General features: G+C 70.1%; 21 protein-coding genes. 9 read left to right on the plus strand and 12 right to left on the minus strand.

Annotated features, from left to right (window positions below):
• Nucleotides 1-167: 167 nt before the first annotated feature.
• Nucleotides 168-758: a hypothetical protein gene (locus tag QHF89_RS16090; protein WP_136969549.1), complete on the minus strand. Its 591-nt coding sequence runs from the start codon at nt 756-758 to the stop codon at nt 168-170.
• Between the two features lie 88 nt (nt 759-846).
• On the minus strand, nt 847-1,581 hold the full coding sequence (locus QHF89_RS16095; protein ID WP_136969550.1) for a hypothetical protein: 735 nt from the start codon (nt 1,579-1,581) through the stop codon (nt 847-849).
• A 68-nt stretch (nt 1,582-1,649) separates the two neighbouring features.
• Between QHF89_RS16095 and QHF89_RS16100 the strand changes: the two genes are divergently transcribed.
• Nucleotides 1,650-2,522 carry a hypothetical protein gene (locus tag QHF89_RS16100; RefSeq protein ID WP_136969551.1) on the plus strand — a complete coding sequence of 291 codons (873 nt, stop codon included), beginning with the start codon at nt 1,650-1,652 and terminating at the stop codon, nt 2,520-2,522.
• A 354-nt stretch (nt 2,523-2,876) separates the two neighbouring features.
• Here the strand turns inward: QHF89_RS16100 and QHF89_RS16105 are convergent, their stop codons facing one another.
• Nucleotides 2,877-5,120, minus strand: coding sequence for a prolyl oligopeptidase family serine peptidase (locus QHF89_RS16105; RefSeq protein ID WP_284720554.1), 2,244 nt, complete (start codon nt 5,118-5,120; stop codon nt 2,877-2,879).
• Nucleotides 5,121-5,194: 74 nt separating this feature from the next.
• On the opposite strand from QHF89_RS16105, the gene QHF89_RS16110 reads away from it, so the two are divergent.
• Together QHF89_RS16110 and QHF89_RS16115 are read left to right on the plus strand one after the other, a co-directional pair.
• Complete coding sequence (locus QHF89_RS16110) at nt 5,195-5,893, plus strand: glutathione S-transferase N-terminal domain-containing protein (protein ID WP_136929989.1); 699 nt, start codon at nt 5,195-5,197, stop codon at nt 5,891-5,893.
• A 166-nt stretch (nt 5,894-6,059) separates the two neighbouring features.
• Nucleotides 6,060-7,538 carry a hypothetical protein gene (locus tag QHF89_RS16115; protein ID WP_136969552.1) on the plus strand — a complete coding sequence of 493 codons (1,479 nt, stop codon included), beginning with the start codon at nt 6,060-6,062 and terminating at the stop codon, nt 7,536-7,538.
• A gap of 18 nt (nt 7,539-7,556) precedes the next feature.
• Here QHF89_RS16115 and QHF89_RS16120 read toward each other — a convergent pair whose 3' ends face one another.
• Complete coding sequence (locus QHF89_RS16120; protein WP_136969553.1) at nt 7,557-8,228, minus strand: phosphoribosylanthranilate isomerase; 672 nt, start codon at nt 8,226-8,228, stop codon at nt 7,557-7,559.
• 252 nt (nt 8,229-8,480) lie between these two features.
• Here QHF89_RS16120 and QHF89_RS16125 point away from each other — a divergent pair, with 252 nt between their 5' ends.
• A complete protein-coding gene (locus QHF89_RS16125; RefSeq protein ID WP_284720555.1) occupies nt 8,481-9,416 on the plus strand; it encodes a M15 family metallopeptidase in 936 nt (311 codons plus the stop codon).
• Between the two features lie 80 nt (nt 9,417-9,496).
• On the opposite strand, the gene QHF89_RS16130 is transcribed toward QHF89_RS16125, so the two are convergent.
• Nucleotides 9,497-10,300: a hypothetical protein gene (locus QHF89_RS16130; RefSeq protein ID WP_284720556.1), complete on the minus strand. Its 804-nt coding sequence runs from the start codon at nt 10,298-10,300 to the stop codon at nt 9,497-9,499.
• A gap of 299 nt (nt 10,301-10,599) precedes the next feature.
• Between QHF89_RS16130 and QHF89_RS16135 the strand changes: the two genes are divergently transcribed.
• Nucleotides 10,600-11,841, plus strand: a complete 1,242-nt coding sequence (locus QHF89_RS16135; protein WP_284720588.1) for a M48 family metalloprotease — start codon at nt 10,600-10,602, stop codon at nt 11,839-11,841.
• Nucleotides 11,842-11,847: 6 nt separating this feature from the next.
• Here QHF89_RS16135 and QHF89_RS16140 read toward each other — a convergent pair whose 3' ends face one another.
• Together QHF89_RS16140 and QHF89_RS16145 are read right to left on the minus strand one after the other, a co-directional pair.
• Nucleotides 11,848-12,990, minus strand: a complete 1,143-nt coding sequence (locus tag QHF89_RS16140) for a S8 family serine peptidase (protein WP_136929985.1) — start codon at nt 12,988-12,990, stop codon at nt 11,848-11,850.
• Nucleotides 12,990-14,144 (minus strand): Stp1/IreP family PP2C-type Ser/Thr phosphatase, encoded by a 1,155-nt coding sequence (locus QHF89_RS16145; protein WP_284720557.1) that lies wholly within the window; start codon nt 14,142-14,144, stop codon nt 12,990-12,992. The genes QHF89_RS16140 and QHF89_RS16145 overlap by 1 nt, the downstream gene beginning before the upstream one ends.
• 186 nt (nt 14,145-14,330) lie before the next feature.
• Here QHF89_RS16145 and QHF89_RS16150 point away from each other — a divergent pair, with 186 nt between their 5' ends.
• Both QHF89_RS16150 and QHF89_RS16155 read left to right on the plus strand, forming a co-directional pair.
• Nucleotides 14,331-15,083 carry a hypothetical protein gene (locus tag QHF89_RS16150; RefSeq protein ID WP_136969557.1) on the plus strand — a complete coding sequence of 251 codons (753 nt, stop codon included), beginning with the start codon at nt 14,331-14,333 and terminating at the stop codon, nt 15,081-15,083.
• A 55-nt stretch (nt 15,084-15,138) separates the two neighbouring features.
• On the plus strand, nt 15,139-16,443 hold the full coding sequence (locus QHF89_RS16155) for an FHA and sigma-54 interaction domain-containing protein (RefSeq protein WP_284720558.1): 1,305 nt from the start codon (nt 15,139-15,141) through the stop codon (nt 16,441-16,443).
• On the opposite strand, the gene QHF89_RS16160 is transcribed toward QHF89_RS16155, so the two are convergent.
• The 3 genes from QHF89_RS16160 to QHF89_RS16170 all read right to left on the minus strand — a co-directional run bounded on the left by QHF89_RS16160 (nt 16,413) and on the right by QHF89_RS16170 (nt 19,615).
• Nucleotides 16,413-17,738, minus strand: coding sequence for a PEGA domain-containing protein (locus QHF89_RS16160; protein WP_284720559.1), 1,326 nt, complete (start codon nt 17,736-17,738; stop codon nt 16,413-16,415). The genes QHF89_RS16155 and QHF89_RS16160 overlap by 31 nt on opposite strands.
• A 95-nt stretch (nt 17,739-17,833) precedes the next feature.
• Complete coding sequence (locus QHF89_RS16165; RefSeq protein ID WP_136969560.1) at nt 17,834-19,021, minus strand: hypothetical protein; 1,188 nt, start codon at nt 19,019-19,021, stop codon at nt 17,834-17,836.
• Nucleotides 19,022-19,099: 78 nt separating this feature from the next.
• Nucleotides 19,100-19,615, minus strand: coding sequence for a YbjN domain-containing protein (locus tag QHF89_RS16170; RefSeq protein ID WP_232379595.1), 516 nt, complete (start codon nt 19,613-19,615; stop codon nt 19,100-19,102).
• On the opposite strand from QHF89_RS16170, the gene QHF89_RS16175 reads away from it, so the two are divergent.
• The gene (locus QHF89_RS16175) at nt 19,602-21,542 is read left to right on the plus strand and encodes an N-acetylmuramoyl-L-alanine amidase (protein ID WP_284720560.1); all 1,941 of its coding nucleotides are present in this window, start codon (nt 19,602-19,604) and stop codon (nt 21,540-21,542) included. The two genes, QHF89_RS16170 and QHF89_RS16175, sit on opposite strands and share 14 nt — an antisense overlap.
• A gap of 10 nt (nt 21,543-21,552) precedes the next feature.
• On the opposite strand, the gene QHF89_RS16180 is transcribed toward QHF89_RS16175, so the two are convergent.
• Nucleotides 21,553-22,164, minus strand: coding sequence for a response regulator (locus QHF89_RS16180; protein ID WP_136929980.1), 612 nt, complete (start codon nt 22,162-22,164; stop codon nt 21,553-21,555).
• A 58-nt stretch (nt 22,165-22,222) separates the two neighbouring features.
• Nucleotides 22,223-23,176, minus strand: coding sequence for an NUDIX hydrolase (locus QHF89_RS16185; protein ID WP_136969561.1), 954 nt, complete (start codon nt 23,174-23,176; stop codon nt 22,223-22,225).
• Nucleotides 23,177-23,403: 227 nt separating this feature from the next.
• Here QHF89_RS16185 and QHF89_RS16190 point away from each other — a divergent pair, with 227 nt between their 5' ends.
• Nucleotides 23,404-23,766, plus strand: a complete 363-nt coding sequence (locus QHF89_RS16190; protein ID WP_136929978.1) for a TraR/DksA family transcriptional regulator — start codon at nt 23,404-23,406, stop codon at nt 23,764-23,766.
• Nucleotides 23,767-23,799: the final 33 nt, after the last annotated feature.

A 23,799-nucleotide genomic window follows, 5' to 3' on the forward strand; every position in this document is an offset into this window, starting at 1 on the left:
TTGCTGGTCTTGACCGGGCCTGTTCGATGAACTGCGCATCGCGCAGTTCATCGAGCTTGGGTCCAGCCCCTGGCTGGTCCGGGTGCAGGGGCGGACAGCCCCTGCTGGGGTCTGGGGCAACGCCCCAGCTCCGAGTCGTTGCGCCTCAAACCATCACGGACACGTGCTCAACCTGCGCAGCCGGGGCACCGCTGGCGGACGAGGTCCTCGGCTCTGCGCACCCGGTCCTTTGCGTTTGCGCAGCGCGTATCGCCGTCGCCGGTGAGGTCGCAGAGGTGCGTGGCGGCGCGGCCCATGGATTCGAGGGCGCGGCATGCGGTCATGCATGGGTCTGACGAGACGGGCGTGGCCTCGTCCGCGGCGGGGGCCCCGGCCTCGGCGCGCTTGGCATCGGCTTCGGCCTTCCTCTCGGCCTCGGCTGGGGCTGGTGCGGGCATGGTGGCTGTGGGCGCGGGCAGGGCGGGCGTGGGCGTGGGGGGCGGAGGTGTGGCGTACTGCTGGGGAGTCTGCGCCTGCGTTGCCTCGAGGGGCTGCTGCGCCATCGCTTGCGCGGGCGGGGACGGGTACAGGCCGAGGGCGAGCTGCACCTCGCGCTCCGCCTGATCGAGGGCGGCCACGGGGTCGTCGGATCGTGCTCCGGGGGCGCCTTCGTGGGGCGAGGGCACGCTGCCGCCGCAGCCGAAGGCGAGGATGGGCGTGGCGATCGAGGCCAGGGCGAGGGCGACAATCCGTGTGGCGCGGCGGGGCTTGCGTTTCATGCAGTCTCCACGGTGGACGTTCGGCGCGCTGGATCTGGCTCACCAGCAGGGTTGGCCTCGGCCGGGGAACGCGCGGGCCCTCGGGACCTTACAGGCCCATGACGGCTCGGGCGCCGGTCTCGTGCATTTCGAGCAGCTCTGTCGTGTAGGCAGGGCCGCCGGGTTGCGTGCTCTCGGCCCGGACGAACCCGGTGATGGGCACGGCGGGGTGACGGAAGACCCGCTCCTTCTGCTTGTCGCCGCGGACGGTGGACTCGGTCTCGTACACGAAGCTGCCCTGGAACAGCCCGGCCGTCACCTTCACGTCCTTGCGCTCGGCCTTCGTGAAGTCGGGCGGGTTCAGGAGCGCGGCGTAGGCCTCGACCTGCTCGGCGACGTCACGGAGCACGTCGGGCGGCCCGGACTCCTCCAGCACGGGGCGATTTACTTCCTGGCGGCGCAGCTTGCGCACGGCGTTCTTGTCGAAGCCCTTCTCTGCGGCGCCCTCCACCAGGAACTGGAAGAGCGACGTGTAGGTCGGCATGTTCGCCTCGACCTCGTACCAGAACGCGTCGCCCTCTTTCCCCACGATGCGCACGAAGACCTGGCCCGGCGGCTGGCCCCTGAACTCCAGCGCGATCCGGATCCACTGCCCCACGGCGAGGGGCTTCAACGCGAACGCCTCGGCCGCCGGGTATGCGCGCGGGGCCTTCTTCTCTTTGGGGCTCGTCGTCGACGCGGCGGGCGGGGCCTGATCCTTGGCCTGGTTCTCTTGCGCGCCCTTGCAGCCGAGGGCGACGAGCGCGAGGAGCAGGGGCGACAGGAGCATCGGGAGCCGCGTCATCGGGAGGAAGGAAGCATGACGCTGAAGGAAATGGCAAGTGGGACGGGCCTACGATAGGCTCGCGGGTCATGTCCTTGCCCGATGGTTCGGCGCTCCGCGCCGAGGAGAAGCTCGACGCATTGTGGGCCCGCGTGAGCTCCGATCCGTACCCGGAAAACGCGCTCCCCACGAGCGTCCCGGGCCCGTGGGGGCGGCGCAAGCTCTTCAGCACGGCCTTCAACCGCGGCTCGTTCGAGCTGCCGGGCGACGAGCTCCCGCCGGATCGCCCGAAGCTCGTGCACACGTACGGCGCATGCGCGCGCGTGACCCTGAAGATCACGGCGTCGCACCCGTACACGGGCGTCTTCGCGAAGGGCGGCGCCGCGCTCCTGCGCTTCTCGGACGCGAAGGGCGGCGGCAGCTTCGCGCCCTCGGTCGCGCTCAAGTTTTTCGTGACCGGCAAGCCCTCGTTGAACCTGCTCACGTTGCCGAACGACCATCGCGAGAAGGGCGACTTGCGCTGCTTCTCCAGCGTCTATTGCAACTCCACGGTGCCGGCGAAGGAGTTCGATTCGAAGCTCGTGCAGAGCGCGTTCCAGAAGGCCGCGAAGTCGCTCGGCGGCACGCGGCTTTACAGCGTTTACCTTCCGCTCCACCACCTCGCGGGCATGCACACGGACGGCGCGTCTGCGGAGAATCCCGTCGTCCCCGACCGCGTCGAGTTCCACCCGACGGAAGAGGCGAAACGCGCCTACCCGGACACGTCGGACTTCCGGCTCTCGCTCGGCCGGCTGCCCGCGGGGATCAAGCTCTTCGACGTGCACGTCGCGGCGAAGATCGACCAGCCGACGCAGCCGATGGGCGAGCTCTGGCTCGACAGCACGTTCGTTGCGTCGAGGTACGGGGACGAGCGTCTGTTTTTTGCGCACGACGTCGGGCCGACAGAGCCGGTTCCGCATTGAAGCGCGCGGGCACGTCGGCGCCAGGATTGAATGGGCGCCCGCGAGGTCCGACTCCGCCCGTTGCCTCGCCGGCGAGCCCCCCGCCCTGGTCCGATCCCGCCGCCTGCCTGGTCGCCGAGACCCCGGCCCTAATCCGATCCCGTCGCCTGCCTCGTCCGCGAGACCCTCGCCCTGGTCCGACCCCGTCGCCTGCCTGGTCGACGAGACCCCCGCCCTAATCCGACCCCGTCCGGGCCTCGCCGACCACGCCCCCCGCGGGGTCCGATCCCCTCGGGGGCCTCGCCGACCACGCACTCGGGTGAACTTACGTTGTAACGAGATGTAGGTGCAGGCCCCCCGTCCCGCAGGGAACCGTCAGCCGGGCGGCGTCACCCCGAGCTGCCAGAAGAGGAACGAATACACGTCCGTCGCCTCCTCGATCCGCTTGGAAATCGGCTTCCCCGCGCCGTGCCCGGCCTTCCCCTCGACGCGTAACAAGATCGGCTTGTCCCCGCCCGCCTCCGCCTGCAGGAGCGCCGCCATCTTCCGCGCATGCAGCGGATCCACGCGGCTGTCGCCCTCCGCCGTCGCGAAGAGCACGGCGGGGTAGGGCGTCCCCGCCTTCACGTTGTGATAAGGCGAATACGCCCACAGCCACTCGAATTGCGACGCGTCCTCCGCCGAGCCGTACTCGGGGATCCAGAGCTTGGCGATCAAGAACTTGTGGTAGCGGATCATGTCGAGCAGCGGCACCGCGCACACCGCCGCGCGGAAGAGATCCGGCCGCTGCGTGATCGCCGCCCCGACGAGCAATCCGCCGTTCGATCCGCCCATCACCGCGAGCCGATCCGACGAGGTCACCCGATCGGCAATCAGCTCCTCCGCGACCGCATACAAATCGTCGAACACGTTTTGCTTCGACCCGAGCATTCCCGCGCGGTGCCACGCCTCGCCGTATTCGCCGCCGCCGCGCAGGTTCGCCACTGCCACCACGCCGCCCTGCTCCAGCATCACGTAGCGCGAGCCCGCGAACGCTGGCATCTGCGCGATGTTGAACCCGCCATACCCCGTCAGCACCGCCGGCGCCTTGCCGTCCCGCGCAACGCCCTTCTTGTGCACGAGGAAGTACGGCACCATCGTCCCGTCCTTCGATCGCGCCTTCTCCTGCGTCACCACGAACTCCGACGCGTCCACCGGCGGCTTGATCTCGGCCCAGGTGTTCACCTTCTCCGTCGTCAGATCGAAGCGCAGCACCGTGCTCGGCACCGCGAACGAGGTGAAGCCGAGGAACGCCTCGTGCCCGTCCCACTCGCCGCTCGCGCCGCCCGTCGTGCCAATCGTCGGCAGCGTGATCTCGCCCTTCGGCTCGCCCGTCGCCGAGAAGCGCTTCACCACCGAGTGCGCGTCGACGATGTACGTCGCGAAGAGCTGCCCGCCGATCGAGGTCACCGCCTGCAGCACGTCCTTCGTCGCCGGCAGGATCTTCTGCCAGTGCTCGCGCGCAGGCTTTTTCGGGTCGACACGATAAAGCTCGTACGTCGGCGCGCCGTCGTTCGTCCGGACGAGCATAACGTCGTCGTACACGTCGACGTCGTAGATCGCGCTCTCCTTCGGCACCGCGATCGGCACGAACGTGGCCTTCGGCCCGGCCGTTCGATCGAGCAAGTACGCCTCGACCCGGCTCCAGCCCATGTGCACGCTCGCCACGAGCCAGCGGCCATTCGGCGAGATCGCGACGCTCGGCGAGTCCGTCATCGCGCGGCCCTCGCCGAAGACGAGCGGGTCCTTCTCCCACGAGCGGCCGAGCTGGTGGAGGTAGACCTTGCGGTGGTAATGCTCTTCCCCCGCGGGCACGTCGCCCTTCTTCGGGTACCGCGTGTAATAAAACGATTTGCCGTCGGGCAGCCACGCGACCGACGCGTACCGCGCGCGCGGGATGACCTCGGTCTCGGGCAGGTCCTTGCCGGTCTCCACGTCCATCACGTAGAGCGTGCTCTGCTCGTCGCCGCCCGACGAAAGCCCGTACGCGAGCTTCTTGCCGTCCTGCGAAGGCACCCAGAAATCGAGCGAGACGAGCCCGTCCGAGCCCCGTGTGTTCGGGTCGACGAGCTTGCGATCCACGCCGTCCACGCCGTCGCGCACGTAGAGCACCGGCTGATCCTCGGACGGCGCCTGGCGCGTCGAGAAATAACGGCCTTTTTGGCCTTTCTTCGAGCCGTACACGGCGGGCGTGCCGACGGACCCGATCCGCAAGAGCGACTCGATGCGGTGCGTGAGCGCCGCGCGGCCCGGCAGCGAGGACAAGGCCTTCGCCGTGCGCTCGTTCTGCGCGGCTTGCCAGGCCTTCACCTCGTCGCTGTCGCCGTCTTCGAGCCAGCGGTAAGGGTCGTGGATGTCCTTGCCGTGCAGCGTCTCGACGACGTCCTCGCGCCGCGTGGGCACGTCCGGCGCGCGGCGCGCAGGCGCAGGCGCGGCGGCGGCGCTCGCAGGCGGCGCGAGCGGGGCTTCGGGCTGGTTCGGGTGGGGGGCGGCGGGCGGAGGGGGGTTTCCAGTGCAGGCCATGGATACGAGCAGGGAGGGCAGGAGCAGGAGGGTCGTCGGTCGTTTCGCAGAGCGCACGGCGCCCGCAGCTTGGACCGCGCATGCGCCCTCGGCACTTCAATTCTGCCCCGGGATCACGTAACCAGGAGTCCATGAATCGAACCCTCGACGTCGTGACCTCGCTCGCCGCCACGCTGGCGCGCCTCGGCGGGGGCTTGCGTTCCGGACACCTCGGCGAGCGTCCGGACAAATTGCTGGAGCTTTACGAGTTCGAAGGGTGCCCGTACTGCCGCAAGGTGCGCGAAGCCCTCAGCATCCTCGACCTCGAGGCGATGATCTACCCGTGCCCGCGCGGCGGGAGCCGCTTCCGCCCGATCGTCAAGGAACGCGGCGGCAAGCACCAGTTCCCCTTCCTCGTCGATCCGAACACGGGCGTCGCGATGTACGAGTCGAACGACATCATCGCCTACCTCTTCCGTGTCTACGGCGACGGCGAGGTGCCGATCTCCCTGCGCCTCGGCCCGATCACGAACGCGACGGCGATGCTGGCGTCGGCGTGGCGGCCGGGGTTCGGCGGCTTCGCGCGCCCCTCGAGCGCGCCCGAAAAACCGCTCGAGCTCTGGAGCTTCGAGGCCTCGCCGTTCTGCCGCATCACGCGGGAAGTGCTCTCCACGCTGGAGATCCCGTACCGGCTGCACAACGTGGCGAAGGGCAGCCCGAGCCGCCAGGCATTCCTCGCGCGGTCCGGCAAGATGCAGGTGCCCTTCCTCCACGACCCGAACACGGGCGTGGACATGTTCGAATCGGCCGACATCGTGGACTACCTGCGGAGGACGTACGAAGTCCGCTGACGACGCCGAGGTTCCGGCCCGCGCGACGGCCCCCTCCATCGCGCCCGAGCCGGGCCCGAGGCCATCGAAGGAGCCCAAAGAGCGGAAGGAGCCGAGGGAGTCCAAGGCGCCCGCGGAGCCGCAGGCGAAGGAAGCCCCGATCGGGCCGAAGTCGACGCTCTACCTCGTGGTCTCGTACCGCCACCCGGACGGGCTTCAGGGCTCGTTCGACCTCGAGGCCTACGAGAGGAAGCTCCTCGCGCGGGGTGATTTCAAGCCGAAGAAGATCGACGATCCCGCGCTCCTGCCGCACCTCAACATCCACGTGCGCGACGGGCGGCTGCTGCGCGCGTACGAGCCCACGGGCAAGCTCGCGAACCTCTTTGATCCACGCGCGACGTGGATCTTCGAGCGCGCGCCGAAGAAGGCGAGGCCCGAGGCCGAGGCGGGCAAGCAGGAAGCGGACAAACCCGACGCCGCGCCCGGGTCGAAGGAGCCACGCAAGGACAAGAACGGCGGGATGCCGTGCAAGATCACCACGCCGCCGCGGCTCTTCGTGATCGAGACGGGCTACGTGTTCGTCGTGGTCGGCATCAAGCCGACGTCGCCCACATTGACGGCGTTCCAGGACCTCTACGCGGCCGTGGTGCGCCGCGGCATGACGCACCTCTTGCCCGAGAGCATGCCGCGCAAGAAGGCAGGCAAGGACGGCGAGATGAAGCCGAACCCGCTCGTCGCGATGGGCGAGGAGGTCGGGCTCGAGGACACGACGATCCGGCACTGGCTGAAGCTCTTCATCCCCGACGTGATGCTCGACGCGCCGATCGGGAGCTGGCCGAACCCGATGAGCGTGAACGTGATCTACACGGAGGGCCTGCCCGACGCGGCGGCGCGGCATCGGCTGCGGCTCGCGCACGGCAGCGATCAGCCGATCGACCCGTCCGCGGCCGATTGCCGCATCGAAGGGCACCCGGCGATGTGGGAGCCCTCGGCGCGCGAGCTCTGCGTGTTCTCGCCCGTCGGCGTGACCTGGATGATCTGGCCGCTCGACGCGAAGGGCCTGCTCTCGCAGTTCGAGTCCACGATGCTCGAGCGCTACATCTACAAGTGGGTGCTCATCGAGCACGAGCGGCTCTTCTTGCTGGAGCTCTCGTCGGCATGCGCGAGCATGTCGAACCGCCCCGACGGCCGCATCTTCGGGCGCCTCAGGCTCGCGCTCTTGCAGTACACGGCGAAGTTCAGCTTCGGTCACATCAGCTCGGAGGAGCGGCACGACCGCTTCTACTGCGGGCTGCGCAGCGCGCTCGACGTCGGCGGCCTCTTCGAGGAGGTGAAGGGCGAGATCACGGAGATCGACGAGTACCTTTCGGACAAACGCGCCGATCTCTTGAACCAGGTGCTCGCGTTCTTGACCCTCGTCCTCACGCCGGTCGGGCTCGTGATCGGGATCTTCGAGCGGGAGACGCTCCCCTCGTTCGATTTCGCGTGGCGGGATCTCGTCGGGAGCGAGGCGTGGGCGACGTGGAGCAAGCTCCTGTTCCACGTGCCCTTGTGGCTGACCGTGCTCTCGGCCGTCGTCGGCTTCGTCCTGTTCACGCGCCTGCTCGGCATGAACACGGTGCGCGGGCTCGTGCGGCGGATCAAGAACCCGGGCGCCGACGACTAGACGTGTCGGCGCGCGCGATCAGCCGGCGCGCAGGGCCGCGAAGAAGCCTTCGAGCTTGGCCGGGTCGAGCTTGCCGTCCGTGCGCACGCCGTTGCAGAGGTCCACGCCGAAGGGCCGCACGGTGCGGATCGCGGTCGCGAGGTTGTCCGATCGGAGCCCGCCCGCGAGGTAGACCGGCAGCCGCACGCGCTCGCAGAGCCGGGCGCTGATCTGCCAATCGTGCGTGCGCCCGGTGCCGCCGAGCTCCTTCACGGGCAGGTTCGGGTTGCCCGAATCGAGCAGGACCGCGTCGACCTTGCCTTCGAGGCTGATCGCCTCGTCGATGGCCTCGTCGCCCATCACGTGCACGGCCTGGACGATGCCGATGCCGGGCATGGCCGCGCGCAGCTCCTCGTACGTGCCCGAGACCAGCCGATCGAGGATCTGCACGACGCTCGTGCGGCAGCGCTTCTGCTGCTCGATGATGGCGCCGGCGTCCTGGTGGCTCGTGAGGAGGAAGGTGGCGACGCCGGGCGGGACGCGCGTGGCGATGGCCGTGATCTGCTCCTCGGTGATCGCGCCCGGCCCGCTCGGGACCGGACCGACGAGGCCGAGGGCAGAGGCGCCCGCGCGAATGGCCATCCACGCCTCTTCCTCGGAGGCGATGCAGCAAATCTTTACGCGCGGGAATGGCAAGGAGAGGGGGAGCATCGCGAGATGGCGAGCCTTCAGCCTTCCAGGCCCGCCGGCCCACCTCTACGCGGAAGCTCCGCCGGTGTGAAGTTTTTTTCGAACGCCGAGAGCGCGCGCGCGATTGCGACGGCGCGGAGGCGCAGGCCGGAGCGTGGATCCTTTTTCCACCTGGTGCATCGTCGATCCACCACGTTTTCGCGCCCATTCGAGATGATTGGAGGACCCAAGGCCTCGCGCGCGTCCGGCACGCCTCGTGCTGGAGAGGCTGGCATGGACGCTCGCCCGACCCAATTCCGTGTTCTTGCCCTCGCCGCTGCCCTTGTTGCCACGCCCGTCTTTGCGGGCTGCATTGCCGAAGCTCCCCCCGAGGAGCTCGGCGGTGAGGCCGATGGGGTGGAATCCCCCGAGCCGATCGATACCGCCGATGAAGCCGTGGCCGGCAGCACCGTCGCGCAGGCGGCGGCTTCGAGCTGCTCGACCTCGAGCGTGAAGGGGCTCTCGCTCCAGATCATCGCCGAGGCGCGTTGCCTGAACCCCGACGCGTACGTGCCGCTCACGAAGACGTCGAACGTGACGTTCGGCAGCGCGACGTTCGCGTACCTGGAGAAGCCCGCGGCCGACCGGCTCCTGGCGGCGCTCAAGGAAAACACGGGCAAGACGATGACGATCAATTCGGCGCTCCGGACCGTGGCGCAGCAATACATGCTGTACAACTGGTACCAGACGGGCCGCTGCAGCATCAGCCTCGCCGCGAAGCCCGGCGCCAGCAATCACGAGACGGGCCTCGCGCTCGACGTGAGCGAATACAGCTCGTGGAAGACCGTCCTGACGAACAAGGGCTTCAAGTGGCTCGGGTCGAGCGACGCGGTGCATTTCGATTACGCGGGCGCGGGCGCGGTGAGCTACAAGGGCCTCGACGTGAAGGCCTTCCAGCGGCTGTGGAACCGAAACAACCCGAACGACACGATTTCGGTCGACGGCGCGTGGGGCCCGCAGACGGAGGCGCGCATGAAGAAGTCGCCCGCGGGCGGCTTCGAGAAGGGCGCGACGTGCGGCGCGGCCATCATGTACGACGGGAAGGACGGCGAGGCCGAGGCATTCTCGCGTGACCCGAACGATCCGGAGTTCTTCGTGCCGCTGCCGATCGACGCCGTCGAGGCGCAGCCGGAGCTCGAGCACGAGGCCTGCTCGGACCACGCGCACTGAGGCACGGCGGATTCACGGGGGACGGCGATCAAAAAAAGGGCGCGGGGACGAACCCCCGCGCCCTTTTTCATTTCGTGGAATCAGCGCGGGACCTGGAGGTCCGAGCCGCCCGCCGGAGGCGGAGGCGCCGTCGGCAATTGGCTCTGCTGCCCGGTGCCATTGCTACCGGTGCCGCCCTTCGGCGGCTTGTCGAGGGGGCAATCGTCCTTCGGCGGCGGAGGCGGCGGAGGCGCCTGCACCGGAGGCTCCTGCACGGGAGGCTGCTGCACCGGGGGTTCCTGCACGGGAGGCTCCTGCACGGGAGGCTCCTGCACGGGAGGCTCCTGCACCGGCGGCTCCTGCACCGGCGGCTCCACGACCACCGGCGGCGGCTCGACCACCGGCGGCGGCGGCTCCACGATCACCGGGGGCGGCGGCTCGACCGGAGGCGGAGGCGGCGGCGGCAAGACCGGGGGCGGCGGAGGCGGCGGCGGGATGGGCTCGCAGATCTCGACACAAGCCGCGCTGTACGTCGAGAGCGCACAATCGAGACAGCGCTGGCCGCCCGCGCAGGACAGGTCGCTGATGCATTGGTCGTTCGCGAGGCAATAGCCCAGGCACCCGCCGATCCCCGCATCACAGGCGTCCGCGGGGAACACGCACGCGAGCGCGCAGTCCCTGTCGTAAAGGCAACGCCCCGGCGGGAGCGCGGAGGCGCAATGGAACCCCCGGCACCCCGGCCCGGGCAGGGGGACATCGCCAATGGGCGCCCCCCAGGCCTCGCCCACCTCGTCGCTCGTGCTGCGCACCGCGCCCTCGTCGACCGGATCGTTCGCATCGCAGCCAACGCCCGTCGCCGCCAAGCCGCCGAAGATCACCCAAATCACGTTCCATCGGTTCGTCATGATGGACCTCCCCCAATCCCCTGCTCACGGCGGACGGCGCCGTCCGACGAGCGCACACCTCGCCCCTCGGTGCCGGCACCGTCCGCCGTTCACGGTTTCGTTTCGCCCTCGCCCATGCGCGCCTTCGGGCGACGCCTCGGTGAGGACTCTCGGGACCAGTGTAGCTGGAGGTGGGATATGAGCAAGGCGAGGAGAGGGCAGGCTCACGGCAGGGAGCGATTCGCGGGAGGCACCATTTCCGCGAACGGAGCGTTGCGCGAGGAACGGCGCAGGACCGTCCATGGATTATGCTCGTGCGTATGCCTTCGTTCGCGTCGCGACCCCGCGGCCCCCTTCCGTTCCTGACGCTCTGCGCCTCGGCGCTCGCCCTGTCCTCGGCGCTCGTCGCAGGCTGCCGCGAATCCCGGCAGCCGACCTACGGCCAGGCGCAGCCCCCGGCGGGGCAGTACCCGCAGCAGGGCTACCCGCAGCAGGGCTACCCGCAGCAGGGCTACCCGCAGCAGGGCTACCCGCAGCAGGGCTACCCGCAGCAGGGCTACCCGCAGCAAGGGTATCCCCAGCAGCCGCCGCAGACGACGCCAACGACGACGCCGCAGCAACCCGCGCCCCAGCCCACGAGCCCATTCCCCGGTTTTCCCTGGCCGTTCCCGACGACGGGGACGCCGACGACGGGGACGCCGACGACGGGGACGCCGACGACCGGCGGGATCCCGACCACGCCGCTGAACGACCCGATCAACCTCGTCGACATCAACTGGCTGCGCAGCCAGGCCGGCGTCGTGATGGGCGAGCTCATCGCCGCGCTGCCCGCGAACAAGCAGTCCATCGTGCGCGACATCCCGTTCGTCGCCGATCCCACGCCCGGCGAGGTGAACGCGTTCGCGGCGTGTGACGATCAAGGGCTGCCGCTCATGGCCATCACCGACGGCCTGCTCGAGATCGAGGCGCACATCGCGCAGTACAAGGCGAACGACGAGATCTTCGGCACGCGCAAGCTGGACGAGTACCTGCGGTTGCTCGCGCAGAAGGGCGCCATGGTGAGGCCGCCCCTGGGCTTCGTGGATCCGGTGCAGCAGATCGACGCGCGCAAGGTGCAGCGCCAGCACCAGCTCTTCGACGAGCAGGTCGGCTTCGTGCTCGGCCACGAGCTCGGCCACCACCACCTCGGCCACCTCGGCTGCACGGCGAACCAGGGCGGCAGCCGCGGCGTGAACCCCGCCGATCTCGGCAGGCTGCTCTCGCGCACGCTCCCCGCGTTCAACCAGCCGAACGAGATCGCCGCCGACGTGGCCGGGACGAACAACCTCCTCTCCGCAGGCGCGCGTCGCCAGAACGGCTACCGCATGACCGAGGGCGGCGCGGTGCTCACGCTGCAGTTCTTCGCGAACCTCGATCAGCTCACGCCCGCGACGATCGTCTTCAACTTCGAGCGCACGCACCCGCACCCGATGGTGCGCCTGCCGATCGTGCAGCAGACGGCGAACTCGTGGCGCATGACGGGCGGCGCGCCGAACCCGTTCGGTGGTCTCTTCGGCCAGTAACGAGGACTAGCCCGCGCCCATGCCGCGCGCCGCTTCCACGGCGGCGCGCGGCTGCACCACACCCCAGCCCTGCCGCTCGAGCGCGATCCCGGGCGTGCCGCGCGCCGTCGTCATGAGGATGCGCCGCACTTGGTGCGGGCGCAGCGCGGGGTTCGCTTCGAGCATCTGCGCGACCACGCTCGCCACGATCGGCGCCGCGAAGCTCGTGCCGTCGACGTGCTTGTAGTGGCCCGAGAGGACCCTCCGATCGCGGAGCTTCGCGGCGACGATCTGGCGCACGAGGTACGGCTCGCGGCGGCCCGCGATCGCGTCGAGATCGGCGTCCGCGCCGGCGTGCGCGTCGAGCAGAGCGAAGAGCTTGTCGTCCGAGGCTTCGTCGAGCCGCTTGAGGAGGCGCGCCTCGGCCGCCGTGGTCGTGCCGGGGAGGATCGGCGCGGCGACCCAGATCGCCGGCGCGATGAGCTCGGGCTTCTGCAGGCCGTCGATCGTGAGCCCATACGACGAGTGGTAGTGCTGCGACCGCTGCCCCGCGCCGCCGTCGTCGAGCCCGCCGACCGCGAGGACGCTCGGCGCGCTGGCCGGCGGCAGGACTTGATGATCGGCGAGGTGCCCCGCGTTGCCGGCCGCCGCGACGACGACGATCCCTTGGCGCGAAGCTTCGTCGGCCGCGCGCGAGAGCGGATCGGTGAGGAACGATTCTTCGTAGTCGCCGCCGCACGAGATGTTGAGGACGCGGATGCCGTACCGCTCGCGGTTCGCGAGGACCCAGTCGAGGCCGCGGCGGATGTCGTCGTGCACGATGCGGTGCGCGGAGCCGACCTTCACGAGCACGACGTTCGCCTCCCAGGCGAGGCCGCGGAACTGCCCCGCCGAGAGCGCGCCGTTCCCCGCGGCGACGACGCTCGTCATCATGCCGTGCCACGACGAGACGTCCGAGCGCTCGAGCGCTTCGAGCCCCGCGCGCGGCGCGAAGAGGTCATGGTACGCGGCGATGCGATTGTACGGTGTCGTAAGATCGGGGTGCGCGTAAAAGCCCGAGTCGAGGAATGCGATTGTGACGCCGCGCCCCGCGTACTTCGTGTCCGCGTCGAGGCGCTCGGCGATCGGCAGGACGCGCGTGCGTGTGCTCGAGGGGCCGCTCTCGGGCATCAATCGCTTTCGATCTTCGTGCCGCACTCGGTGCAGAAGGTGTTGCCGACGTAGAGCTCGTGATCACAGCGCCTGCAGCGCGCCACGCGGATCTCGTCGATCGAGCGCGGGCCCTCGGTCTCGACGTCGCCGCCGGCCGCGAGCATGGCGAGATCGTCCGGGGTCATCACCTCGCGCAGCCCGTCGAGCTCGGTCCCGACGACCACCTCGTCGATGGGATCACCGGGGGGCGGGCGATACGAGCGCATGTCCTGGATGTCGCGGTACCGCTGCGAGAACGGGATCGACGCGGCGACCTCCTCGACGGCGAGCTCCGGCGCGTCGACCTCCATCGCGGAGATGTGCGCCTCGGAGGGCGGCGGCGTGTCGTCGGCGCGGACGAGGAGCGCCGAGATGTTGTCGACGCCGCCCGCCTCGTTCGCCATCGCGATGAGCAGCTCGCAGGCCTCCGAGAGATCCCCCGTCAGATCAAAGACCTCGAGGATCTGATCGTTGGAGATCATACCACTTAGACCATCCGAGCAGAGCAGGAACATGTCGCCCGGCTCGATCTTCACGGTCTGCACGTCGACCTTCACCGCGTCCTTCATGCCGAGCGCGCGCGTGATCACGTTCTTCGGCAAGCGCGCGAGCTCTTCCTCGGTGAGATCGGGCTTGAGCGCGAGCGCGTCGTTGATGAGCGAGTGGTCGCGCGTGAGCTGCTCGATCCCGCCGTCGCGGAGACGGTAGCAGCGGCTGTCGCCGACGTGCGCGATGTGCAGGCACTCGCCGCCGTCGTAGTGGATCGCGACGATCGTCGAGCCCATGCCGCGGTGCTCTTTGTGCGTCGACGAGATCTCGTAGACGTCGCGGTTGGCCTTGCGAACGGCCTGCGCGAGTCGTTCGGCGTGGAGCGGCAGATCGGCCTCGTCGTTCGGCGTGGCCAAGGGGAGAGCCCCTTGCGCTGTCGCCTCGAAGAAGTTCTGCATCGACGTCGCGGTGAGGGCGCTCGCGACGTGCCCCGTGGAATGTCCGCCCATGCCGTCGGCCACCACGAAGAGGTCGAGGCTTTGCGCCACGAGCACGTTGTCTTCGTTGTGCCTGCGCTGGCGGCCTACGTCGGTCATGCCCGCTGCCACGAGGCGAAGGGCGTGGCGCGGCTGGGTCTTGGACATGCGGCACGCGATTATAGCGGCCGATCCCTGGTCCTCGGCTAGTTCCTCGTATCGTCTCCCGCGGGGGGCCCCCCTCCGTCCCCCCCTCCGTCGTGGGCGCGCTCATACGCGGCGGTCGAACAAGGTTCCCGAGGGCCGTGCGCTTTGCGCTTTGCGCGCGGGCCGTGGTCGTTCTAGAGCCCTGCCGTGACGCTCCCCCGCTCCTTTCGCGCGTTCGTCGCCGCCGCGCTCGTCGTGGCCCCCTTGCCCGCCCTCGCGCAGACGCCCGATCCGGCCCGGGAAGAGCCCGCCGAGGTCGAGGAGCCGCCGGAGCCGGGCGCCGGGACCCCGAGGGCCTACGCGCCCGACTGGCGCAAAGGGGCCTTCCTCCTGTCCCTGGGAGGCAGCTACGTCGTGCCCCTCGGCAGCATCGCCTCGGGCGTGACAGCGAGTGATCTCGTGTCCGGCGGGCCCGGGGTCTCGCTCGGGCTCGGCTTCGGTCTGAGCCGGCACGTGTCCTTCGAACTCGATGGAAGCTACGGCATGCTCGGCGGCGGCACGGCCTGCGCGGGGTGCTCGGGCAGCACGCTCGGCGTGGGGATGCGCCTCGTCTACCACCTGGCGCAGGGCATCGCGTTTGATCCCTGGGCGAGTTACGGCGTGGGCTTCCGCACGTCGCTCATCGAAGCGCCCGAGACCGGCGCGGCCCCGGCGTTCGGCATCGGCCGCTCGCAGGGCATCGATTTCGCGCGGATCACGCTGGGCGGCACGTTCTACCCGCACCCGGTCTTTGGCTTCGGGCCGTTTCTCGAAGGGACGGTCGGCTCGTACCGGCTGCGCCCGGATGCGGGGACGTCGCCGAGCGTCTACGGGTTTTTCCAGGTGGGCCTGCGCGTCACGTTCGACCCGCTCCGCGGCGGAAAGGTGCGCACGCCGGCCACGGTCGCCGCGGCGTTCTGAAGCGAGCGCGACGTTTTTACGCAACCACGACCCGTGTCGTGTCGATGGAGCGTTCGTGAAGGACGAACGTGCGCGAGATGCGACGGTGGAGATCGGCGGGGGCGAGGCGGCGCTCGGCGCCGCATGGATCTGGGTGGACGACGGCGGGCAGGAGCGCGCGGCGCGGCTCGGTCCCGGCGAGGAGATCGTGCTCGGCTCGGGCGAGGGCGTGGACGTGCGGCTCGTCGAGCGCACGGTGAGCGCGCGCCACGCGGCGCTCGTGCATCGAGGCAGCGTGATCGAGGCGGTCGATCTCGGATCCCGCAACGGGATGCGGGTCGCGGGGACACGCGTGGCGCGGGCGTTTCTCTCGACGGGGAGCGCGGTCGAGCTCGGCCGCGCCGTGGTGCGCGTCGAGGGCAGCACGCTCGCGGTCGAGGCGCATCGGGGCGCGCCGCTCGCGCACCTCGTGGGGCGGAGCGCGCCGATGCGGAGGCTCGGCGGCGCGGTGCGCAGGCTCGCGCCGCTCAAGCTGCCCGTGATGATCCGCGGCGAGTCGGGGACGGGCAAGGACCTCGTGGCGCGCGCGCTGCACGACGAGAGCGCGCGCAAGGACAAACCGTTCGTCGTGCTGAACGCAGCGACGATCTCGCGCGAGCTCGCGGAGTCGGAGCTCTTCGGCCACCAGCGCGGCGCGTTCACGGGCGCGCTCCGCGATCGGCGGGGCGCGTTCCGGGAGGCGCATCAAGGCACGTTGTTCCTCGACGAGATCGCGGCGCTGCCGCTCGACGTGCAAGCGAAGCTCCTGCGCGTGGTGGAGGAGGGGCTCGTGCGGCCGCTCGGGGCGGAGGCGGCCATGCCCGTCGACGTGCGGCTCGTAGTGGCGACGTGCGAGCCGCTCGAGCAGATGGTGGCGGCGCGGCGCTTCCGGGCGGATCTGTACGAGCGGCTCGCGGTGTGCCTCGTGCGCGTGCCGGCGCTGCGCGAGCGCACGGAGGACATCGCGGCGATCTGCATGCACCTGCTCGCGACCTCGGAGATCGGCCCGCGCGAGTTCGCGCCCGGCGCGCTCGCGGCGCTGCGCGCTTCGAGCTGGCCGGGCAACGTGCGCGAGCTGCGGAACGTGATCGTGCAGGCGGCGTTACGCACGCCGGGCGTGATCCTGGCCGAGCACGTGACATCGGTGCTCGCGGAGCGAGGCGGACGCCGGGTCAAACTTCGTCCCGACGACGCGCGACGGATCTTCGAGGAGGCAGGGAGGAATACGAGCGAAGCGGCGCGGCGCGCGTCGGTCCCGCGATCGACGATGCGGGATCTGCTGCGCGCCGCGGGAGACGCGGCGACGTCGTCTCAGAAGGTGCCGACGACGCCGAGCCCTTGATACGTCGACGAGACGCTCGGCGAGACCGCGAGGATACGCGGGCCGTCGTTCGATGCGGTCGTCGAGGTCGAGTTCTTCTTCGGCAGGTACCAGTCGAGCAGCGCGTAGACACCCGTGCCGATCGCGCCGACGCCGAAGAGCACCCAGCCCGTCGTGGCGACGGCGACGTTCGTGTCGTAGTCGGAGAGATCCTTGCGCAGCACGCCGCAGGCCTGCTCGTAGTTCGGCAGATCGCTGCCCGATGCCTCGGTCGATCCGCAGGGCGGGTTCTTGCCGAAGTTCGTGCTCGGATCGGTCGACGCGAACGTGCGGATCTCGGCGGCGTGCTGGTCGGCCTTGCCGCTCGCGACGCTCGCGCCGATCGAGAAGCCGATGCCGAGGCCGAGGCCGATCACCGCGACGCCCGAGCCGACCCACGCGAGCGGCTTGTGCGTGTACCACTTCAGGAAGGGCTCCCGCGTGCCCGTCGTCGTGTCGCCGCTGCCGTCCGGCCCCTGCGGCGTGAGCACGGGCGCGTCGACCGGCGGGAGGCCGGAGCTCGCGCCCGCGGGGCCCGCGGGCGGCGCGCTCGAAGGCGTGCCGTACGGGTTCGCGGCGGGCGTCGGCGACGTCTGCGCGGGCGCGGGCGTGGGCGACGCGGCCGGCGGAGGCGGCGGAGGCGGCGGGGGCGGCGGCGGAGGCGGCGGCGAAGCTGCACCACCGACGCCGAGCACGAGGTTCGCCGCGGTGGCCGAGCCTTGTTTCGCGTCGACCTTCGTGGTGGCGGTCTTGCCGCCGTACGTCGCCGTGACCGTGTGCGCGCCCGGCTTGACGAAGATCACGTTGAGCAGCGGCGACTTGCCGTAGCTCGTGCCGTCGACGGACACGTCGGCGCCGTTCGCGTCGACGATCACGACGATGTGCCCGGTCTTCTTTTTCGCCTCGTTGATGCCCTTCTCGGCGACGGTCTTCTGATCGGGCGAGGCCGAGGGCATGTCACGGAGGAACTGCTGCAGGTGCATGCCTGCGTCCTCGGGGTGGTTCGAGCGCAGCTCGCTCTGGCCGAGGTTGAGCAGCACGGCGGGGTGGCGCTTCAGCGCGTAGGCTTGCAGGAACGCGGAGCGCGCGTCCTCGAAGCGACCGGCGTCGAACGCCTTCACGCCCTCTTCGTAGCGTTGTCGAGCGACCTCGGTCACGGCGTCCGCCTGGGCGAAGGCACGTGCTTCCATGAGGTCGGGGGCGATCCCGGCCTCGCCGAGGAGGGCAGGGACCGTGAGCGAAAGGAACAAGGCGGTGGCGCAAGCGCGTGTCTTCATCGAACCCTCGGTGCATCGCGGTGCGCAGCGATGCGGTCTTCGTGTCGGCATTCTTCGCACCCCGAGGAGGGCACGGGCAAGCGATTAGCGCGCGCTCAGAACGGCGTCTCGCGGATGATGCCGCCGCCGGGCTTCGGGGGCGTCGTCGCGGGGGGCTTGGGCGCCGCAGTTTTTGCCGTCGTTGGTGCAGACGCAGCGGGTTTTTTCGCGGTGGCGGTAGCCGTCTCGACAGGCTTCGGCGGCTCGACCTTCGGCGGTTCGACCTTCGGCGGCTCGGTCTTCGGCGTCGTCGCAGCAGCGGCGGGCTCGCTCGTGGGCGCCGTCGTCGCGGCTTGCGTGGGCGTCGGGGCAGGGGGCTCCGGCGTGGGCGGCGCGGCGGCGGTCTCCACGGGACGCGCTTCCACCGTCTCCGTCGGCGCGGGCGCTGCGGTTTGCGTCGGGCTCGGCGTGGGCTTCGGCGCCTCGGCCGCGTTCGTCGTGACCGGCGGCGGGGTGGGTTTGTCCGAGCCACCGAGCAAGCCCTTCGCGGCGAACGCGAGCCCGCCGAGCCCGATGAGCGCGACCGCGACCTTCACGAAAATCCCCTTGGGCGGGCCGCTCACGGGGATCTCGGGCGGCTCGTCGGCCATCGCGGCGTCCATGCGCGCGAGGCTCGCGTCGTCCACGGGAGGCGCTGCCGCGGGAGGCGCTGCTGCGATCGCGGGCGCATCGTCGTCGGCCTGCTCCGCGGCCGGCTGCGTCTCGTCGACCTTCGTTTCGTCGGCCTTCGCTTCGTCAGCCTGCGCTTCTTCGAGCTTCGGCGCGTTTGCGTCTTCAGCCTTCGGCGCGTCGACCTTCGCTTCGTCGGCGTTCGGCGCGTCGACCTTCGCTTCCTCCGCTTGGACCGCATCGACGTTCGGCGCGTCGGCTTTTGCTTCCTCCGCTTTGGCCGCATCGACCTTCGGTGCGTCGACCTTCGGTGCGTCGACCTTCGGTGCGTCGGCCTTCGGTGCGTCGACGTTCGGCGCGTCGGCCTTCGGGCTTTCGGCCTTCGCGGCGCCGTTCGCGAGCGGCGCGGATGCGCCATTGGCCTTTGCGGCGCCGTTCGCCACCGGCAGCGCAGGCGGTTCGACCGCGCGTGCCGGCTCGGGCGGCGGGGCTACGACCGGACGCGCCGCGATCGCGGGCGCGGCGGCCGCGGGCGGATCGTCTTGCTCCCAGGACGGCTTGTACTGCAAGGCGAGCCGTTCCAGCTCGTCCGGCGTGGGGACGGGCGGCTTCGCTTGGGGTTCTTGGACAGGCATGACCAGACGAGAACGTATCATCCGTCGCGTGCGAGCGGCAACGCAGCGGCGTCGATCGTGGAGGCAGGGCGCAGCGCGTCAGTCGCCGAACGCGGAGGCAGCCTTTTCGTTCCCCCCGAACTCGTCGACGAGCTTGTTCTGCCACTCGTCCGCCACGTCCCCCACGGTCGTCACGATGTCCTCGAACTCCTCGTAGTCGAGCGCGGACAGGCGCCGCAGGCACCGCACCACCACGTCGTCGCGCGCCGCGTCGATCGCGAACGCCGCGTCGCTCGTGCGCACGAACGAGAGCTCGAGCAGCTTCCGGTAGAAGCCCTCCCGCCCCCGCGCCGGCACCGCCATGATGGGCGCGAAGATCATCAGGACGCCCTGTCGCTCGAGGACGTTGATCCCGATCGTGACCGCGCCGCGTTGCACGTGGGCGTATCCGCCGTCGTCGAGCACGTGCCCCTCGTGACCCGCGTCGCTCGCCGGGAGGTATTTCGCGACGTAGCGTCGGAGATACGCGTTGACCATCGCAGTCGCGTCGGCAAAGTTCTCGCCGGAGAGCCGGTCGGCGTAGATAGGGATCGAGGTGGGCGTGGAGTCGGACACGGGGATCCTCCGGAAGATGTGCTCGGGCCCCGCGACGAGGGGGATCGCCGCGGTCGCTGCCCCGTCGTTCGCGGTCCACCGGCGTACCGCGGTGCAGCGCTGCCATCGTATCTCCGCCCTCCGCGCCGCGGCGATCCTTTTTGCGTTCGGGGCGCCGCTCCTCGGCTGCAGCGCGGGTGCGTCGAGTCCACCCGCGCCGCCCCCGAGCGACGAACAACGCGCCCAGGCCCTCCTCGACCCCGCCGCGACGCTCCCTCCCCGCGCGGAGGTCGTGGCCCTCGCCGACGCCGTCGCCATCGCCTCCTCGCGCGCCGGCCGCACCGAGCGCGGCGCCACCCTCGCCATGCTCGCGGGCGACCTCCGCGCCCGCTCCTTCCGCCTCGACCAGGCCGAGGCCGACGCCCGCGAGGCCCTCGAGCTCTACGCCGCCTCCGCGAGCGCCGCCGCCGGCGCCCTCCAGGGCTGCGAGGCCGATCGCCGCCGCGCCCTGCTCGCCGGCGAGCTCGCCCGCGACGCCGCCATCTCCTACCGCGAGACCTACCTCGCCTCGCGCCGCCAGGCCGTCCTCGCTCCGCGCACGCCGTGCCACGTCGCGCTCGAGCGCGCTCTCGCGATGGCGTCCGCCTATCGCCCCCGCGGAGGCGCGCTCCGCGCCCTCGAACGAGAAGGCGATTTCGCCTCGGAAGCTGCCTCCCGCGGCGCGCCGTCCCCGTCGGCCTTCGCCGCCTCCCCGCCGCCGTCCGGCGCCGTCTCCCCCGAGTCCGCGCCCCCTTCCTCTGCTTCCGCGGCGCAGGCCGCGCTCGAGGGGCAGGTCGTCGTGACCCCGCGGGACGCGACCGCGGCGAAGGAGCCGGTGAAGATCGTCTCGCTCGAGCCCTTCGGCTCCGAGAAGGGCGGCCGCGTGGTCATCCACCTGAGTGGACCGACCACGTTCCAGGTCGGCACGCTCGGCGCGGACGCGGCCGCGGGCAAGGACGCGCGTGTGTTCGTCGACATCGCCCGCGCGAGCGCCAAGGGCGTCCGGCGCGAGACCGAGGTCGGCGGCGTCGTGCGTCGCGTCCGTCTCGGCGCGCAGGAGGGCGGCGGCACCCGCGTCGTGCTCGATCTTGCCGCCTCGCTCTATCGCCGCGTCTTCTACCTCCCCGACCCGTTCCGCATCGTCGTCGACGTGAGCACACGCCCGCCGGTTCGGAAGGACGAACAGGACGCCTCGGGCAAACGCGAGGTGCGCCGCGTCGTCCTCGATCCCGGCCACGGCGGCAACGACACCGGCGCCGTCGGGCCCACGGGCCTCAAGGAGAAGGACGTCACGCTGGACATCGCGCACCGCGCCGCGACCATCGTTTCCCGCGAGCTCGGCGTCGAGACCATGCTCACGCGCGACGACGACACGTACGTCCCGCTCGACCTCCGCACCGCGCGGGCCAATGCGTTCCACGCGGACCTCTTCGTCTCCGTCCACTGCAACGCGTCCGAGAACGGGCAGGCGCGGGGGCCCATGACGTTCTCGCTCGATCGCGTGCGGGATCCCGAGGGCCTCGCCATGCGCGTCGCCGCCCGGGAAAACGCCTCCCGCCCGCGCAAGACCGGCGAAGAGGGCGACGCGCGCTCCATCGACGAGGAGATGGCGCTCATCGCGTCGAACCTCGACGTCGGCGACCTCATGGCCCGGTCGCGCCACGTCGCCGATCTGGTCCAGCGCTCCGCGCTCGCGTCGCTCGGCGTGCGCTGGCCCGACACGAAGGATCAGGGCACGAAGACCGCGGGCTTCTTCGTGCTCGTCGGTGCGGACATGCCCGCGGTCTTGTTCGAGACGTCGTTCATCTCGAACCCGGACGACGAGGCCCGCCTCGCCACGGCCGACTATCGGCAGAAGCTCGCCGATGCCGTGGCGAACGCGATCCGCGCCTACCGCGAAGGCAAGTGATCCGCCCGCGTCACTCCCTTTCGAGGCCCATCAGCCGCTCCAGCGAGTCGCGCAGCTCCGCGGCCTCGCCCTTCTTGATGAAGTCGTAGGCCCCGGCCTCCGTCGCGTTTTTCTTCATCTCCTCGGCGTCCGAGTAGACGATGCAGCGGATGTGGGAGGTCGTGTCGATCGACCGCAGCCGTTCGAGGCATTTCACGCCGTCGAGTCCGGACATCCGCACGTCGAAGACCATGGCGTCGGGCTGGATGCTGCCGACGGCCACGAGCGCGTCGAACGGGTCCTGGAACGTGGTCAGCTCGAAGCGCTTGCTCAGCGCCTTGCGGAGCGAGGCGAGCACCTGCGGATCGTCGTCGACGGCCACGACCTTGGGCTTGCCGAGGCGGAGCACCTCGGGGATCGGGTAGCCGTACTTCCGCAGGAAATCGAGGACGTCGAGCCTCCGAAAGCGCAGGTGCCTGCCCGGCGTCCGGAAATGCCGGATTTCCCCCTTGTCCGCCCAGTTGTGGATGGTCTTCAGGTCGACCTGGCAAAACCGCGCCACGTCGCTCGCGGTGAACAGCTCCGGCTGATTCGTCGTCGTCGTCGTGGTCGTGGTCGGCGTCGTGTTTTCTTTGGCTTCCATGACTTCCGGCCTCCTCGGCCCAGTCCACGCTCGGGGGCTTCGCTCCCACAAAAGGGAGCTAAGTCCCCGAACCCCCATCGTCCACCGAAGTCGCAACGTCCCGCTCGTCGAGGCTCGTCTCGACCCCCGGCACAACGGGAGAAGCGAATCCTTTGCCGAACTCGGGTGCGTCCTCGGCAGCAAAACGGCCTTCACGCAGGACGTACCGGCTGGGTCCGTCCAGCCGCCGTTCCCGCACGGAGTGTGCAGGATCACCGGGCAAAGCGATGAAAGGCGGAGCGTCGCCGTCGCCCGGGACGAACTCGGGGCAGATCGGCAGGAGCGTCTGCCGCCGAGCGAGGGCGAGCGCACCGTGCACGTCTCGCTCGCCCGCGAGCAATTCCAGGGTGCGCGACGTCGGCGGCGCGAGAAAGAAACGCCCTCCCGCTGCGGCGTCGAGGACATCCGACGGGCGCGCCCACAGGCTCATCGTGGTCTCGTGATCGTCGTGCCGTCCCTCCTGTCCCTCGGGCAAAGGGAGCAGGAAGAAACGAGCATCAAACCGACGCGACTCCGCCACGGGCGTCACCCAGCGCGCAAACGGGACGAGGGTATCCAGCGCGAGGCGCATGCCGCGCCGGACGAGCGCGTCGAACAGCCCTGTCCCGGCAGCGAGCTCGGCCGCGAGGGCGTCGAGCTCCGCGCCCGCCACGCCGGGCGTCACCGGCAGGATCCGCCCCTCTTCGAGCGTCTCCCGGCATGCCGCGACGCAAAGCCCGAGGGCGTGTGACCGCTCGGTGGCCATCCCAAGGACCCGCGCGTCCGCGGCGGTCGCGGCGGTTTCCCAGCCCGGATCGAGGTCCGACGGATCGACCTTTCCCCCTGGAAAGACGAGCGCCCCGCCCATGAATGCGGACTTCGCGTGCCGGCGCACACAGAAGACCTCGAGCCCCTGCGCACCGTCGCGCACGACGATGACGGTGGCGGCATCACGGGGTTCACTCGTTTTTCGGTTGATGTCGAATTCCAGCAAGGTGGAAGGTTTTGTCCCACGTCGAGAGGAAGTCGTCAAACCTGCATCTCGGCCGGTCTCGACCGTGGTTGACGTCAGGGAATCCGTCGCCTAGCCTTCCGCGCCCTCCTTCAAGGGAGGGCCGGAAATGGACGGCATTCGTCCGTCATTGGCCGTACTTCGTCGAGGTGCCCGGATTGCATGAAGCGGGGGGCACCGAGAGGGCGACACGTCGAGGGAATTGCACAATGAACAAGGCCCAGCTCAAGAAGTTCAAGGCTTTGCTCGAGGCGAAGCGGGACGAGATCGTCAAGAAAGCAAAGCAGACGCTGAGTGAGGACATGGCCCTCGACGCGAGTGATCTCCCCGATGAGATGGATCTCGCTTCGAGCGAGTATCTGCAATCCTTCACATTCCGGCTCCGCGGCCGGGAAAAGTCGTTCCTCGACAAGATCGAGAAGGCTTTGATCAAGATCGAGGACGGGACGTTCGGTCAGTGCGAGGAGTGCGAGGAAGAGATCGCGCAGAAGCGCCTCGAAGCCCGCCCCGAGACGAGCCTCTGCATCCGCTGCAAAGAGGATCAGGAGCGCGCCGAAAAGGATTTCGGTTGATTGTGCCAGGGGGTTGGCTGAGCCAACCCTCTT

Source organism: Polyangium sorediatum, from assembly GCF_029946465.1.
GTDB classification, from domain to species: Bacteria; Myxococcota_A; Polyangia; order Polyangiales; family Polyangiaceae; genus Polyangium; species Polyangium fumosum.